Annotated in this window: 13 protein-coding genes; 7 read left to right on the forward strand and 6 right to left on the reverse strand. The window is 66.8% G+C overall.

Translation table 11 applies throughout. The features are described 5' to 3' along the window. Together VI056_03340 and VI056_03345 are read left to right on the forward strand one after the other, a co-directional pair. Nucleotides 1-552, forward strand: a 552-nt coding sequence (locus tag VI056_03340; GenBank protein ID HEY6202055.1) for a hypothetical protein, incomplete at its 5' end; no start/stop codon positions are given. Further along, nucleotides 552-1,604, forward strand: coding sequence for a hypothetical protein (locus tag VI056_03345; GenBank protein HEY6202056.1), 1,053 nt, complete (start codon nt 552-554; stop codon nt 1,602-1,604). The genes VI056_03340 and VI056_03345, both read left to right, overlap by 1 nt. Before the next feature lie 10 nt (nt 1,605-1,614). Here VI056_03345 and VI056_03350 read toward each other — a convergent pair whose 3' ends face one another. Next, on the reverse strand, nt 1,615-3,657 hold the full coding sequence (locus VI056_03350) for a thiamine pyrophosphate-dependent enzyme (GenBank protein HEY6202057.1): 2,043 nt from the start codon (nt 3,655-3,657) through the stop codon (nt 1,615-1,617). Further along, complete coding sequence (locus VI056_03355; GenBank protein ID HEY6202058.1) at nt 3,647-5,566, reverse strand: 2-oxoacid:acceptor oxidoreductase subunit alpha; 1,920 nt, start codon at nt 5,564-5,566, stop codon at nt 3,647-3,649. Before VI056_03355 ends, VI056_03350 begins: the two co-directional genes overlap by 11 nt. A 24-nt stretch (nt 5,567-5,590) precedes the next feature. Between VI056_03355 and VI056_03360 the strand changes: the two genes are divergently transcribed. From VI056_03360 to VI056_03370, 3 genes are read left to right on the forward strand one after another with little or no spacing between them, the layout of a single operon-like run. Beyond that, the gene (locus tag VI056_03360) at nt 5,591-6,985 is read left to right on the forward strand and encodes an aspartate ammonia-lyase (GenBank protein ID HEY6202059.1); all 1,395 of its coding nucleotides are present in this window, start codon (nt 5,591-5,593) and stop codon (nt 6,983-6,985) included. Further along, entirely contained in the window at nt 6,982-7,389 is a 408-nt protein-coding gene (locus VI056_03365; protein HEY6202060.1) for a cupin domain-containing protein, read from the forward strand. Before VI056_03360 ends, VI056_03365 begins: the two co-directional genes overlap by 4 nt. Next, nucleotides 7,386-7,862, forward strand: coding sequence for a DUF1643 domain-containing protein (locus VI056_03370; GenBank protein HEY6202061.1), 477 nt, complete (start codon nt 7,386-7,388; stop codon nt 7,860-7,862). Before VI056_03365 ends, VI056_03370 begins: the two co-directional genes overlap by 4 nt. Here the strand turns inward: VI056_03370 and VI056_03375 are convergent. The 3 genes from VI056_03375 to VI056_03385 all read right to left on the reverse strand — a co-directional run bounded on the left by VI056_03375 (nt 7,817) and on the right by VI056_03385 (nt 9,340). Then, a complete protein-coding gene (locus VI056_03375; protein HEY6202062.1) occupies nt 7,817-8,083 on the reverse strand; it encodes a hypothetical protein in 267 nt (88 codons plus the stop codon). The two genes, VI056_03370 and VI056_03375, sit on opposite strands and share 46 nt — an antisense overlap. Further along, nucleotides 8,080-8,622 carry a hypothetical protein gene (locus VI056_03380; GenBank protein ID HEY6202063.1) on the reverse strand — a complete coding sequence of 181 codons (543 nt, stop codon included), beginning with the start codon at nt 8,620-8,622 and terminating at the stop codon, nt 8,080-8,082. Before VI056_03380 ends, VI056_03375 begins: the two co-directional genes overlap by 4 nt. A 169-nt stretch (nt 8,623-8,791) precedes the next feature. Next, nucleotides 8,792-9,340 (reverse strand): peptidylprolyl isomerase, encoded by a 549-nt coding sequence (locus tag VI056_03385; GenBank protein HEY6202064.1) that lies wholly within the window; start codon nt 9,338-9,340, stop codon nt 8,792-8,794. 35 nt (nt 9,341-9,375) lie between these two features. On the opposite strand from VI056_03385, the gene hisS reads away from it, so the two are divergent. Together hisS and aspS are read left to right on the forward strand one after the other, a co-directional pair. Further along, entirely contained in the window at nt 9,376-10,752 is a 1,377-nt protein-coding gene (gene hisS, locus VI056_03390) for a histidine--tRNA ligase (protein ID HEY6202065.1), read from the forward strand. A 2-nt stretch (nt 10,753-10,754) separates the two neighbouring features. Further along, nucleotides 10,755-12,533: an aspartate--tRNA ligase gene (gene aspS, locus VI056_03395; GenBank protein HEY6202066.1), complete on the forward strand. Its 1,779-nt coding sequence runs from the start codon at nt 10,755-10,757 to the stop codon at nt 12,531-12,533. Here aspS and VI056_03400 read toward each other — a convergent pair. Continuing rightward, on the reverse strand, nt 12,530-12,824 hold a 295-nt coding region (locus VI056_03400), incomplete at its 5' end, for a hypothetical protein (GenBank protein ID HEY6202067.1). The two genes, aspS and VI056_03400, sit on opposite strands and share 4 nt — an antisense overlap.

A 12,824-nucleotide genomic window follows, 5' to 3' on the forward strand; every position in this document is an offset into this window, starting at 1 on the left:
GCGCTCGTCATTTCACTCCTGACCCTCGCATCCTTCGCGGCGCCCGCCGCGGCGAAATGTCCCACGTGCGTCGACGGCGTCTCGGTCCAGACACCCGATGGCCAGCCGTGGTCCGAGGGCAAGCCGGTGACGCTGGTCGTGACCGCGCGACGTGGTGACCCGGGCGCGGCGTTCCCGACGACCGGGCTCGCCGTGATCATGCAGACCGACCGCGAGCGCACGAAGTGCCTCGACGTCCCGCTCAAGCTGGTGAGCCAGTCGGGCGACGGCGCGCTGTACGCCGGTGTCTTCTATCCGTTCCGTGCCGCCGTGTACTCCGGTCTCGTGCAGTTCGGCGAGTTCTCATTCGATGTGACGATCGATGTGAACACGATCGCGGCGACGACCCCGCTCGCGACGAGCGACCTGCCCGTCGCCGCACCCGAGCAGGCCGTCGGCGAGACCCTCAGCTACACGATCGGCGCGGTGCCGTTCATGCTGATCGCGATCGGCTTCTGGTCCGCGATTGTCCTGCTCATCGCCCGGCGACAGCCGCGGACGCGGACGGTCTAGTGCGGAGGCTCCTCCTCGGAGCGGTCCTCCTCATCCTCGGCTGCGAGGGAGCGGCGACGCTCCCCGCTCCCTCGCAGAAAACGCCCGCTGCCGTGCCGACGGCGACGATCGACGTCAGCGACATGATGGGCGCGTTCCCCGCCGCAACATTCTTCGTGGTCGCTAGCGATGGCGTTCGCGCGATCGCGCTCCTCAACCACTACACCAGGTACACGATCCCCACATCGGGCGAGGCGCAGGTCACGACTTCGATCGACGGCAAGCTGTTCGTCGTCGACGACGCGCCGGATGGGACGCGCCTGCGGTCGTTCGACATGGGGAGCGGCGGCGAGCGCGGCTCGCGAATCGAGCGCGGCCGCCGCCTGCTTGCAACGGGCATCGGCCATGGGGCGATCGCCTCCGACCCGGCGTCTGGATCCCTCGTTGTTCTCTTCGACTCCGGCGGGCGGCGCGTCGCCGAGGCCTTCGACCACGTGACCTTGGAGCCTCTTGGTCGTCGGCTCGATGCCGATTGCGGCGATCGCCTCCTTGTCGGGGGCGGCCGCACCGCGGTCGCCTGCTACGAGCGCGGCGTGCTGCGGATCGCCGAGGGCACGAGCGGCGGGACGACGTTCACCTGGGACCCCGCCCTTGGTCCACTCGTCGCCGCGGCCATGCTCCCCGGCGGCAGCGCCCTTGTCGGACGAGGCGATGGGACGCTCGCACGCCTCGCCGCCGAGACGCGCGATGGCGAACGTTTCGCGGCCTTCCGCGAGGGCGGCCTTGTGCGCGATGGCCTCGCGGTGGCCGACAAAGGGACATTCGTGGCCGCGCTCTCGACCGACGACGCGAAGATCGGAGTCTCGACCGTGGGCGGGCGCGCAGGCGTGGTCCACATCTCGCTCCCGCGCGGCGAGCAACCCGTTGGCGGGATCGTCGCGCTGTGGCCGTTCGCGTACTGGGTGAGCGGCAGGGACGCCCGTCACGTCGATCTCGCGCAGGGATTCGCGGAGACGATGTCCTCGATGGTGGCGACCGCTCGCGTGCTGCCCGGCGCCGCGGGCGACCGCTGAACCGGGGCTGCTAGCGCATCGCCTCGAGGAGCGGGTTGACGTCGCGCTCGAAGGAGTTCTGGTCTACGAGCGGCGTCTCTTTCAGAGCCGGGATCCGGCGGAAGACCTCGTCCTCGTACGTCGGGAGGTCGATCTCGTAGTACACGCCGATCGGGATGGGCTCGTCCTCGTAGCTTCGTGCGACCGCGGCGGCCTTCTTCGCGATGATCTCCTGCTTGTCGGTCGGGTCCTGCACCTTGCCGTCGAAACCCTGCTCCTCGAGCTTGTACAGGCGCGAGCGCTTCTCGGGAAGATCCGCGCCCTCATACCACTCCTTCGTGTAGAGGTCGTTGTACGTCGGGCACGTCTGCAGCACGTCCACCAGCGCCGCGCCGCGGTGCTGCATCGCGCGCGCGATGATGCCTGCGGTGTACTTCGGCTCGAGCGCGTACGCCCGCGCGATGAACGTGTAGCCGGAGGCGATCGCCATCGCGACCGGGTTGATGCCGTCCTGGATCGACTGCTCGGGCATCGACTTCGTCTTCTTGCCCTTCGCCAGCGTTGGTGACGCCTGGCCCTTGGTGAGTCCGTAGACGTTGTTGTTGTGGACGATGTATGCGAAGTCGACGTTGCGACGGCCCGCGCCGACGAAGTAGCCGGCGCCGATGCCGTACCCATCGCCGTCGCCGCCGAGCGCGAGCACCGTCTGGTTCGTATTCGCGAGACGCGCGCCGGTCGCGACCGTCAGGACGCGGCCGTGCAGCGTGTGGAACCCGTAGGCGTTGATGTAGTGCGGGGTCTTTCCAGAGCAGCCGATGCCCGAGAACACCGCGACCTTGTCGGGGTCGAGCTGCTGTTGCGCGAGCGCCATCTGGATGCTGGTGAGGATGCCGAAATCTCCGCAGTTGTGAAGCGCGCCAGCCTCGGTCACGTACGAGTGCACGTCAGCCACCTCGAGGTTGTGGACCATCCCGTCGTAGGGGACGACCTCGTTCTTCCTGATCGGCAGGTAGACGTAACTCTCGTCGATGCACATGGGCGGCTTGCCCTTGCCACGCTCGCGCAGCGGCTCGCCGAGGATCGATCTCACGATGTTGTAGTCGCGAACACTGACAACTTCGACCGCGTATGCCCTCCGGTGACCCGGGCGCGCGGGCTGAGGGCTGATGGTCGGAACCGCGCCCTGGCGGATGAGAAGCGTCTTCACCTGCTGCGCAAGGACCGCCGAGATCGTCTTGAAGTGGCCCTTCGTGTCGTTGCGCCATCCATCGCCCAGCCAGAGTCCGCGAATGAGCTCTCGTTGACGTGAAGCGGGTAGAGACATCAGTGGTTCAGGGATCCGCTTGCTCTCCGCACCCGATCCGAACCATTCGGAGAAGATCTCAGCCAGGTAGCTCGAGTCGACCAAGACGTCGACCGATCCCTTATCGCTCCGGTCGACAGTTCGGGCACTGAGTTCGCTGACCTTGCCGACCAAAGCGACGGCATCATCGATCAGGGGGTGCTCGTGGGAGCCAAACGTCATCACGAGCGAGCGCTCGTGCCGATAGCCTTCCGCCACGTAGTAGCCGGCGAGCCGCAGGAAATCATCGTTGACAGTGATCGTTCCAGGCAGCGGCTTGCTCCGAGTGTCCTTCTTTTTCCTCGTGTAAGCCAGCGGCAAGGACTCAATGTCGACGCCCGCGGTGACACGTGGATACGCCAAGTAATCGCCGGGCCGGACCTCTCCGGCTGGGACCCACTCTGGAGTCCAGCTCGTATTCACGCGCTTGCGGCGCTGGCGTCGGACGACGTACATCGGGTGATCGGACGTGATGAACAGCTCGCCGAAGCTCTTTACGCGCACACGGTGAAGGGTGTCGGGATGCTCGTGTGACATGACCTCCGTGACCACGTGACCCTTGCCGTCATGTCCCAGTACGCGATCGCCGACTTTGACTTCGCCGATCGGTTTGCTGGTGCTGTCTTCCATGACGATGCGCGTGTCGGGAGCGACACAGCCCGCGCACCAATCGTTATGCAGCTCGGACTTGTAGTCCTTGATCGTGAGCTTCACCGGAGTGTTAACGGACATGCGTCACCACCGGCTCGGCCTTGCCACCCACATACGCACTCTCGAGCGCACGCACGACCTCGTCCTCGCTGAACGGCCGGCCGTCGTACTTGTTGATGCGGTCTTTGATGATCACGCCGGTGTGCTCGGTCACGAGTGACGCGAGCTGCCCCGAGTAGTTCTCCTCCAAGCTCACGATCCGTTTCGCCTTGCGGAGGATGTTGCCCACCGCCTCAGCGGGGAACGGCTTCATCAGCCGGCACTGCAGGAAGTTGATCTTCTTGCCCCGACCCTCGAGCACCTTGATCGCGTCAAGGATCGTGCCCTTCGTTGAGCCCCATGCGAGCACCGTGAGTTCGGCGTCCGCGGGTCCGTGCAGCGTGTACTGCTGATCCTGGGGGATCGCCTTCTGCGCGAGCGCGAGCTTGCCCATGCGCTTATGCATCATCGCCATGCGCATTTCGACGCCCTCGGTGATGTGCCCATCAGGGTCGTGCTCGTCCGATGTCACCCAGAAACGTCCGCCCGCGATGCCCGGCCGGCTGCGCGGCGAGATGCCGTCCTTCGTCAGCGCGTACCGGAGGTATTCCTGGACGGCCTTGCCGTCCTTGCCGTTGTGACCGTTCGCGCTGTCGTTCGGGCCCTTCGCGTCGACGGCGGTCCACTCGCTGCCGCTGAAGCGCTCGCCGCGATCGATCTTGTCGTACTTCAGCTCGAGCTTGTCGATCGTCGTGTAGACCGACGCGAGCTTCTTGTCCGACAGGACGATGATCGGCATCTGGTAACGCTCCGCCCAGTTGAAGGCCGAGAAGATGTCCTGGTACGACTCGCGGAGATCGCCCGGCGCGGTGACGATGTGCGGGAAGTCACCCTGCGCCGGGTGCAGCGCGAACTGCAGGTCACCCTGTTCCTGCCGCGTTGGCATCCCGGTCGACGGCCCGCCGCGCTGGTACAGCACGAGCACCGGGCCCGGCGCTTCCGTGATCGAGGCGAAGCCGATGCCCTCCACCATGAGCGCGAAACCGGGCCCGCTCGTCGCCGTCGCGACGCGCACGCCCATGTGCGCGGCACCGACCGCCATGTTGATCGAGCTGATCTCGTCCTCGCACTGCACGACGAGCAGATTGAAGTCGCGCTGGTGCCGCTCGAGGAACACGCTCTCGTCGGTCGCGGGCGAGATGGGGTAGTAGGTCTGGAACGAGCAGCCCGCCTTCAGCTTCGCGATCGCGGCGATCTCGTAGCCCTTCGCGAGGATGCGCGCCTTCGGTTCCGCACCGGGCTTGAGCGTGTACGGGAAGTCCTTCGCGCTCTCGTGCTGCTTCACGTGCTCGAAGGCGAGGCGCGCGGCGCGGACGTTGAGCTCGCCGACCTCGGAGCGCTTGCCCTTGAACTGGCTGCGGATCACTTCGGCGACGAGGTCGAAGGGGTAGTCGCACAGCGCGAGCGACGCGCCGAGTCCCACGGTGTTCTTCATGACCTCGTAGCGCCGCGCCTGCTCGCCCTTGCCGACCTCTTCGAGCGCCTTCTTGATGATCTCCATGAACGGGACCGCGTAGAAGCGCAGGTCCGTGCGCTTGCTGTCCGCGGGCTTGAACTCGATCTCGCTGTCGTAGATGACGCCGCCGCCCTCGTTGATCTCGTGGAGATGGCCGAAGTGCGTCGGCCAGCGGCGATGGTGTCCGTCGCCCGTGAGCGTCTCGTCGTCGAGCGCGACCAGGATGTCAGCCGTGTCGCGGTAGGAGCGGATGTCCTCGTCGTCGACGCGCACGCGATAGAACGAGTGCTTGCCCATGATGTTGGAGTGGTATTCGATATTCGCGTACACGCGTAGACCGGCCCTCGAACAGGCCTTCGCGAACACTTCGGCTGAGGCGTTGATGCCGCTCCCCTGGGGTCCGCCGATCATCCAGGTGAGGCGATTCTTCTGCACTCGGAACAACTATTGTAAGCCGCGATGGCGGCGCGTCGGGAGAAAGACACACTCGGAGAGATCGACGTCCCTTCCGACGCGTTATGGGGAGCGCAGACGCAGCGAGCCATCGAGAACTACCCGATCTCCGGGTACAAACCTTTTCCTGCGTTCATTCATGCCATGGTGCGCGTGAAGCGTGCCGGGGCCCTCGCGAACGCCGAGGCCGGTCGTCTGGAGCCCAAACGACGCGACGCGATCGTGGCTGCCTGCGACGAGATCCTCGCCGGAAAGCACATGGATCAGTTCGTTGTCGATGTGTTCCATTCGGGCGCGGGCGTGTCGCTGCACATGAACGTGAACGAGGTGCTCGCCAATCGCGCGAACCAGATCTGCGGTGGCGGCCTCGGCACGTATGAGCACGTCAACCCGAACGACCACGTGAACATGAGCCAGTCGACGAACGACGTGACGCCGACCGCGATGCGCCTCGCGCATCTCGAGCTCACGAAGACGGTCTGCGAGGAGCTCGACAAGCTCGCCGACGCGCTCGCAGCGAAGGCCGCGCGGTACGCGAACGTCGTCAAACCCGGCCGCACGCATCTGCAGGATGCGGTGCCGATCACCTACGGGCAGGAGATCGGCGGGTGGGGGAGCCGCATCAAGGGCGCCGCCGCGCGTCTGCGCGCCGGCCGCACGGAGCTGTGCGAGCTTGGCATCGGCGGCACCGCCGCGGGGACCGGGCTGAACGCCGATCCACAGTTCCGCGAGCGCGTCTGCCGCTATCTCGCGGAGTGGTACGGCGAGCCGATCGTGCCGACGAAGGACCTGTTCGCGTCAATGCAGTCGATGGCGCCATTCGTGCGCATCTCCAGCGGCATGCGGACCGCCTCGATCGAGCTCTCACAGATGTGCAACGACATCCGCATCCTCGTGTCGGGGCCCAGGACCGGATTTGGCGAGCTTGTGATCCCGGCGGTGCAGCCGGGCTCGTCGATCATGCCGGGCAAGATCAACCCGGCGATCGCCGAGATGGTCAACCAGGTCTGCTTCCAGGTCATAGGCAATGACGCGACGGTCGCGTGGGGTGCACAGGCCGGGCAGCTCGAGCTGAACGTGATGATGCCGGGCATCAACTACGCGGTGTGCTTCTCCGCGACGATCCTCGCGAACGCGGTGCGGCAGCTGCGCACGCGGACGATCGAGGGCATGCGCGTCGACGAAGCTCGCGTGAAGGAGCTCATGGACTCGAGCCCATCGCTCATCGTGACCGCGCTCACGCCGCACGTCGGATACGCGAAGTCGGCGGCCCTGGTGAAGCGCGCGCTCGCCGAGCGGCGACCGCTCATCGATGTCGCGCTCGACGAGAAGGTCCTGCCTGAAGACAAGCTGCGCAAGATCCTCGACGCGCTCCCGATGACGAAGGGCGGCGTGCAGTGATCGCGGGTCCGAAGATCGATGGGCACAGCGGATCGGTCCGCGTGCGCAGCACCGTGGCCTTCGAGGCGAAGCAGAAGATCCCGTACTTCCTCGGCGTGTCGGGAAAGACCGCGGGCGCGAAAGACCTCTCGCTGAGTCTCATCGTCGTTCCGCCGAAGGGGAAGGCCGAGCCGCACACGCACAGCGAGTTCGAAAGCGCGATCTATGTGATCAGTGGCAGGGCGGTCCACCACTGGGGCGATCGTCTGCAGCATTCGATGGAGACGGTGGCCGGGGACTTCCTCTTCGTCGCGCCCGGTGTCCCGCACTATCCCGAGAACCCCTACGACGAGCCGGTCATCGCGGTCGTCGCGCGCAACGACCCCGACGAGCAGGAGCACGTGATCCCGTTCGCCGAGAAATGACCGGCGGCGCTTCGTTCTCGCGTGACGGCCGCTACCGCTACCGCCTCTGGCGACGCTGGGACCGGTCGCGGCCGGCGATCGCGTTCTGCATGCTCAACCCCTCGACGGCCGACGCACGCCGAGACGACCCGACGATCCGACGATGCATCGGCTTCGCCCGCGACTGGGGCTATGGCGGTATCGAGGTGGTCAATATCTTCGCGCTGCGTGCGACGGATCCGCGCGAACTGCGATCGGCCCGCGATCCGGTCGGTCCGCGGAACGACGCGTTCATGCTGCGGGCTGCGGCGCAGTCGCCGGTCGTGATCGCCTGGGGCGTGCATGGCGTGTTGCGCGGTCGAGACGCCAAGGCGCTACGGCTCTTCGGTCCGCGCGCGCGACTCCTCGCGCTCGGACACACTCGATCTGGAGCGCCGCGCCACCCGCTCTACCTGCGGCGCGATGCAGAGGCCACGAAGTACGCGCCGGCCTGATCGAACGCCGGGCCCGAGCTCACTCGGGCCGTCGGCGCCGCGGGAAGCGCCTGGACAGGTTCCGACATGCGAGGTGCGGCGGCGACATCGTCGATCGACCGGTCGAAGGCCGGATAGTGGTTCGCGGGCACGGCCGAGAAGCGCGTGATACGCATCGCCGGGACGGACCCGCCGCACGAGACGACGATGAGGACCGCCAGCGCGAGCGCGGCGCGCCTCATACCGCCTCCGCGAGCTCGGGTGTGACCCGGTCGCGCGAGCGGAGCCGACCCACGATCCGCCGCGTGAGCGCGTCCATCGCCGCGTAGCCGGCGCCGATGCCAGTGGGCGGATTCCCGGCCGGGAGCCACAAGCCGGGGAGGACCGGCGCCCAGCGCCAGATCCCCAGACCGGTGCCGTAGAGCTCGAGCGTGGTCGTCATCGCGAAGCTCACCGCGTAGAGGAGGGGATACCGGCCGCGGACGATGAAGCGGATGAAGATGGCCCAGGTCACGAAGCCGAGCAGGTCGGGAAGCGGTTGGCGCACCAGGCCGACGAGCATCCACACCGTCGCACCGGCGGTGGCGGCGATCACGATGCGCCGCGCGTGGCGCTCGAGAAGAGGCAGCGACGCGATGCGCAGCGCCGCGAGGTAGAAGAGGCCGTGGCCGGCGGGCACGTAGAGCGGGAGATTCTCCAGGCGATACCGGTACGCGCCCCATACGATCGAGCCGATGATCTCCAGCAGCGTCGCGACCACGACGAGTGTCGCGATCTGCACGCGAACCGCGGGCGGCTGAAGGCGGAGCGCGACCGCGAGGAAGATCCAGGCCGTGAGCCCGAGCGCGGACTGTTCCAGCGCCGATGTGGCGCGGTCGAGCGGGAGCGCGACCGCGACGAATCCGGCGAAGCCGATCGCGTACGCGATCGAGCCGCGCGTGCTCAGTGGCCTACCCGATCTTTATCGACTTGATCTTGTCGCCGATCTTGATGCCGGCGACCACATCCATGCCCGACGTCACCTGGCCGAAGTTCGTGTACTGCTTGTCGAGGAATGTGGAGTCCTTTTTCACGACGAACCATTGACTGTCATTGTTGAAGGCCGGGTCCTGCCCGCGTGCGATGCCGACCGCGCCGAGCTTGAACGAGAGGTCGTTGTACTCGCTGGGCACGCGGTCTCCGCCGGTCCCGGTGCCTTTCGGATCGCCGCCCTGGACGACCCAGTCCTCAACTCGGTGGAACGTGAGGTTGTTGTAGAACCCACTGTTCGCCTTCCCGGCGAACCGTTCGACGGTCTGTGGCGCCTTGTCCGGCCGGAGTGTGAACGTGAACGAGCCGCCCTTCACGAGCTCGACGGTCGCCTGTGTCGCTTTGCCGCCGGGTGTTGGAGTTGCCGTGGTAGTCCCTCCTGTTTTGGTACCGCCGCTCTGCGCGGTCGAGCCGCAGGCCGCCAGCGCAACGCCGGCGACGAACCCATGTAGGACGGAGCGACGCTTCATCGCCTCCGACGATACGGGATATCGTCATTCTCCCGATGCCCACCTTTCAGGCGCCCCGCGGGACGCGGGACCTGCTCCCCGAAGAAGCGGCTGCGATGGATGCGCTCCAGGCCGTGGTGCAGGCGCGCGCGCTCCGCTACGGCTACGCGCGGATCAGCACGCCGATCATCGAGAACCGCGACGTCTTCGTGAAGGGCGTGGGCGAGGGGAGCGACATCGTCGGGTACGAGATGTACGAGGTCGGCCAGCGCGGCGAAGGCGGACTCACTCTTCGACCGGAGGGCACCGCTGCGGTAACGCGCGCGCTGCTCGAGAACGGCCTGCACAAGTCGCCGCAGCCGATCCGCTTCTTCTACTGGGAGCCGATGTTCCGCGGACAGCGACCGCAGCTCCTTCGCTTCCGTCAGTTCTGGCAGTGGGGCCTCGAGTGCTACGGCGCTCCCGAGCCCGCAGCGGACGTTGAGATCATCGACTTCGCGAACGGCCTGTTCGCGGAGGTCGGCTTCACCGCGTTCGAGCTCGAGATCAACACGATCGGTGACGAAGGGTGCCAGGCGAAGCTCAAGATCGCGCTCGGCGAGTACTTCTCGAAGCACCGCGAAGCGCTGAGTCCGCAGTCGCAGCGGCGCCTCGACACGAATGTGCTTCGCGTGCTGGATTCGAAGGAGCCGCAGGATCGCGAGATCGTCGCCGGCGCCCCGAAGCTGCGAGACATCCTGTGCGACGAGGACAAGAAGCACTTCGCCGAGGTGCAGGACGGACTGACGCGCCTGGGGATCGCGTACAAGGTCGTGGAGACGCTGGTGCGCGGACTCGACTACTACACGCGCACCGTCTCAGAGTTCGTGCTGACCGATCCCGAGTTCCGCAAGGGCAGCGACATCGCCGTCGCGGCCGGCGGGCGCTACGACGGCCTGGTGCGGCGGATGGGTGGGCCCGACCTGAGCGGCACCGGGATCGCCGGGGGCGTCGATGTCCTCCACTACGCGCTGAAGCAGCAGGGAGTGAGGGTGGCCGAGGAACCGAAGGCGGACGTGTACGTCGTGTCGGGCCAGCCGGACGACGTCGCCGATCGCACGCAGGTCGCGAACCCGCTGCGCGAGAAGGGCTTCCGGGTGGCGATCGACTATTCCTCTCGCTCGCTCGAAAGGCAGCTCGAGAGCGCGATCAAGCACGGCGCGAGCGTCGCGGTGATCCGTGGCACCCCGGAGGCGCGCGGCGGCAACCTCATCGTGCGCGACCTGATCAAGAGGGAGCAGCGGGTCACCAAGCTGGCCGCGGTGGTGACCGAGGTCGGTCGACACGCGCCGAAATATCCGAAGCCAACGCTTTGGAAGCCGCCGGCAAACCCCGACGATCACGAGCCCGGCGCTGCCGGCGAGGCGCCCTTCCTCACGGACCCGAGGGTCTAGAGATGCTGCGCACGCACACCGCCGGCGAGCTGCGCGCCGTGGATGTCGGAAAGACCGTCACGCTCGCGGGCTGGGTGGACCGCCGGCGCGACCACGGCGATGTGACGTTCATCGATCTCCGTGACCGCTACGGCAAGACCCAGATCGTCGCGAACGCGACCGACAGCCCGAAGGCGCATGTCGCGATCAAGGACGTGCGGAGCGAGTGGGTGCTTCAGGTCCGCGGCACGGTCCGTCCGCGACCCGAGGGCACGCGCAACACGAAGCTCGCCACCGGTGACGTCGAGGTCGCGGCCGAGGAGATCGTCGTCCTCAACGAGGCGAAGACGCCGCCTTTCTATGTGAACGAAGAAACGCCGGTCGACGAGAACCTCCGCTGGAAGTACCGGTACATCGACCTGCGTCGCGAGCGCTCGAAGGACCTCATGCGTCTGCGAAGCGAGGTCACGAACGCGATCCGCAACTTCTTCGTCGAGCGCGGCTTCTGGGAGATCGAGACGACGATGATGATCCGCTCCGATCCGACGGGGGCGCGCGACTTCGTCGTCCCGTCGCGCTATTACCCGGGCAAGTTCTGGGCGTTGCCGCAGTCCCCGCAGCAGCTCAAGCAGATCCTCATGGTCGGCGGCATCGACAAGTACGTTCAGATCGCGCGCTGCTTCCGCGACGAGGATCCACGAGCGGACCGCATCTACGAGCTGACCCAGCTCGACGTGGAGATGAGCTTCGTCGAGCCGGACGACATCATGGCGGTCATCGAGCAGTGCTACACGGTGGTGTTCGAGCGCTTTGCCGCGAAACCTCTGCACAAGAAGCCTTGGCCGCGGATGACCTACGACGACGCGATGCGCCGGTTCGGGAGCGATCGGCCCGACACGCGCTTCGCGATGGAGCTAGTGGACCTGACCGAGATCTTCCGGGGCACCGGCTTCGCGGTGTTCAAGGACGCGATCGCACAGGGCGGCGCGGTACGCGCGCTCGTCGTGCCCGGCAGGGCCGACGCGTCGCGGAAGGATATCGACGGCTGGGCCGCGATCGCCAAGACGCGCGGCGCCAAAGGCCTGGTGTCTTTCGCCTTCAGCGGCTCGGAGGTGAAGTCTCCCGTCGCCAAATTCTTCAGCGCAGACGAGCTCGGGCGTGTCCGATCGACGTCGGGGGCCAAAGACGGCGACCTCGTCCTTGCCGTCGCGGCCGAGTACCGCGTGGCGAGCCGATCGATCGGCGAAGTGCGGCGGCAGCTGGGTGAGGAGCTCCGCCTCGTCGACGAGTCGACGCATCACGCGATGTGGATCCATCCCTTTCCGATGTTCGAGCGCGAGCTCGACGGCCGATGGACGTTCTCCCACAACCCCTTCGCCGGTCCGCTGGACGCCGCGAACGCGAAGCATCTGTTCAGCGATGACCCGGGTAGGGCAGTCAGCTCTCAATACGACCTCGTCGTCGACGGCAACGAGCTCGGCGGCGGGAGCATCCGGATATACAACCGCGCGATGCAGGAGCGCGTGTTCGAGGTGCTCGGCATCTCGAAGGCCGAGGCCGCGACGCGCTTCGGCGCGCTTCTCGACGCGCTCGAATATGGCGCGCCGCCCGAGGGTGGCATCGCGACAGGCATGGACCGGACCGTGATGGTCCTCGCCGGTCTCGCAAACGCGCGCGAGACGATCGCGTTCCCGAAGACGCAGACCGGCTTCGACCCGCTGCTCGACGCGCCCGCCGAGCTGGATGACAAACTCCTCGAGGAGCTCGGGCTGCGCGTGATCAAGAGACCGGATAAGAGCTAGCGGACCACACCGGCGACGACGTAGTTGATGGGCGTCGCCGGCGCGAAGCGCAGCATGCGTTTGAGGTCGTACAGCTCGACCTTGTTCGTCGGTGTTGCTGCGAGCAGGGCGTCTGTTCCGATCATCCTCAGAACGGTGCCGACGAGCTCCACCTGCCAAATGACGCGACCGTCGGGCGCCAGCCGCAGCAGCGTGCCGCGCTGGCCCTGCGGCCCGCGCACGATCACAGTGCGTGGCTCCTCGTAGAAAGCACGCAGCTGCTCGAGCAGGGTCCACTCGCCGGACCTCGCC

This window comes from Candidatus Limnocylindria bacterium (genome assembly GCA_036523395.1).
Lineage (GTDB): Bacteria > Chloroflexota > Limnocylindria > P2-11E > P2-11E > CF-39.

Coding starts and splice junctions, on each gene's coding strand:
- VI056_03350 (HEY6202057.1), bottom strand. CDS start 3,657: ATGTCCGTTAACACTCCGGTGAAGCTCACGATCAAGGACTACAAGTCC.
- VI056_03360 (HEY6202059.1), top strand. CDS start 5,591: ATGGCGGCGCGTCGGGAGAAAGACACACTCGGAGAGATCGACGTCCCT.
- VI056_03370 (HEY6202061.1), top strand. CDS start 7,386: ATGACCGGCGGCGCTTCGTTCTCGCGTGACGGCCGCTACCGCTACCGC.
- VI056_03375 (HEY6202062.1), bottom strand. CDS start 8,083: ATGAGGCGCGCCGCGCTCGCGCTGGCGGTCCTCATCGTCGTCTCGTGC.
- VI056_03385 (HEY6202064.1), bottom strand. CDS start 9,340: ATGAAGCGTCGCTCCGTCCTACATGGGTTCGTCGCCGGCGTTGCGCTG.
- hisS (HEY6202065.1), top strand. CDS start 9,376: ATGCCCACCTTTCAGGCGCCCCGCGGGACGCGGGACCTGCTCCCCGAA.
- aspS (HEY6202066.1), top strand. CDS start 10,755: ATGCTGCGCACGCACACCGCCGGCGAGCTGCGCGCCGTGGATGTCGGA.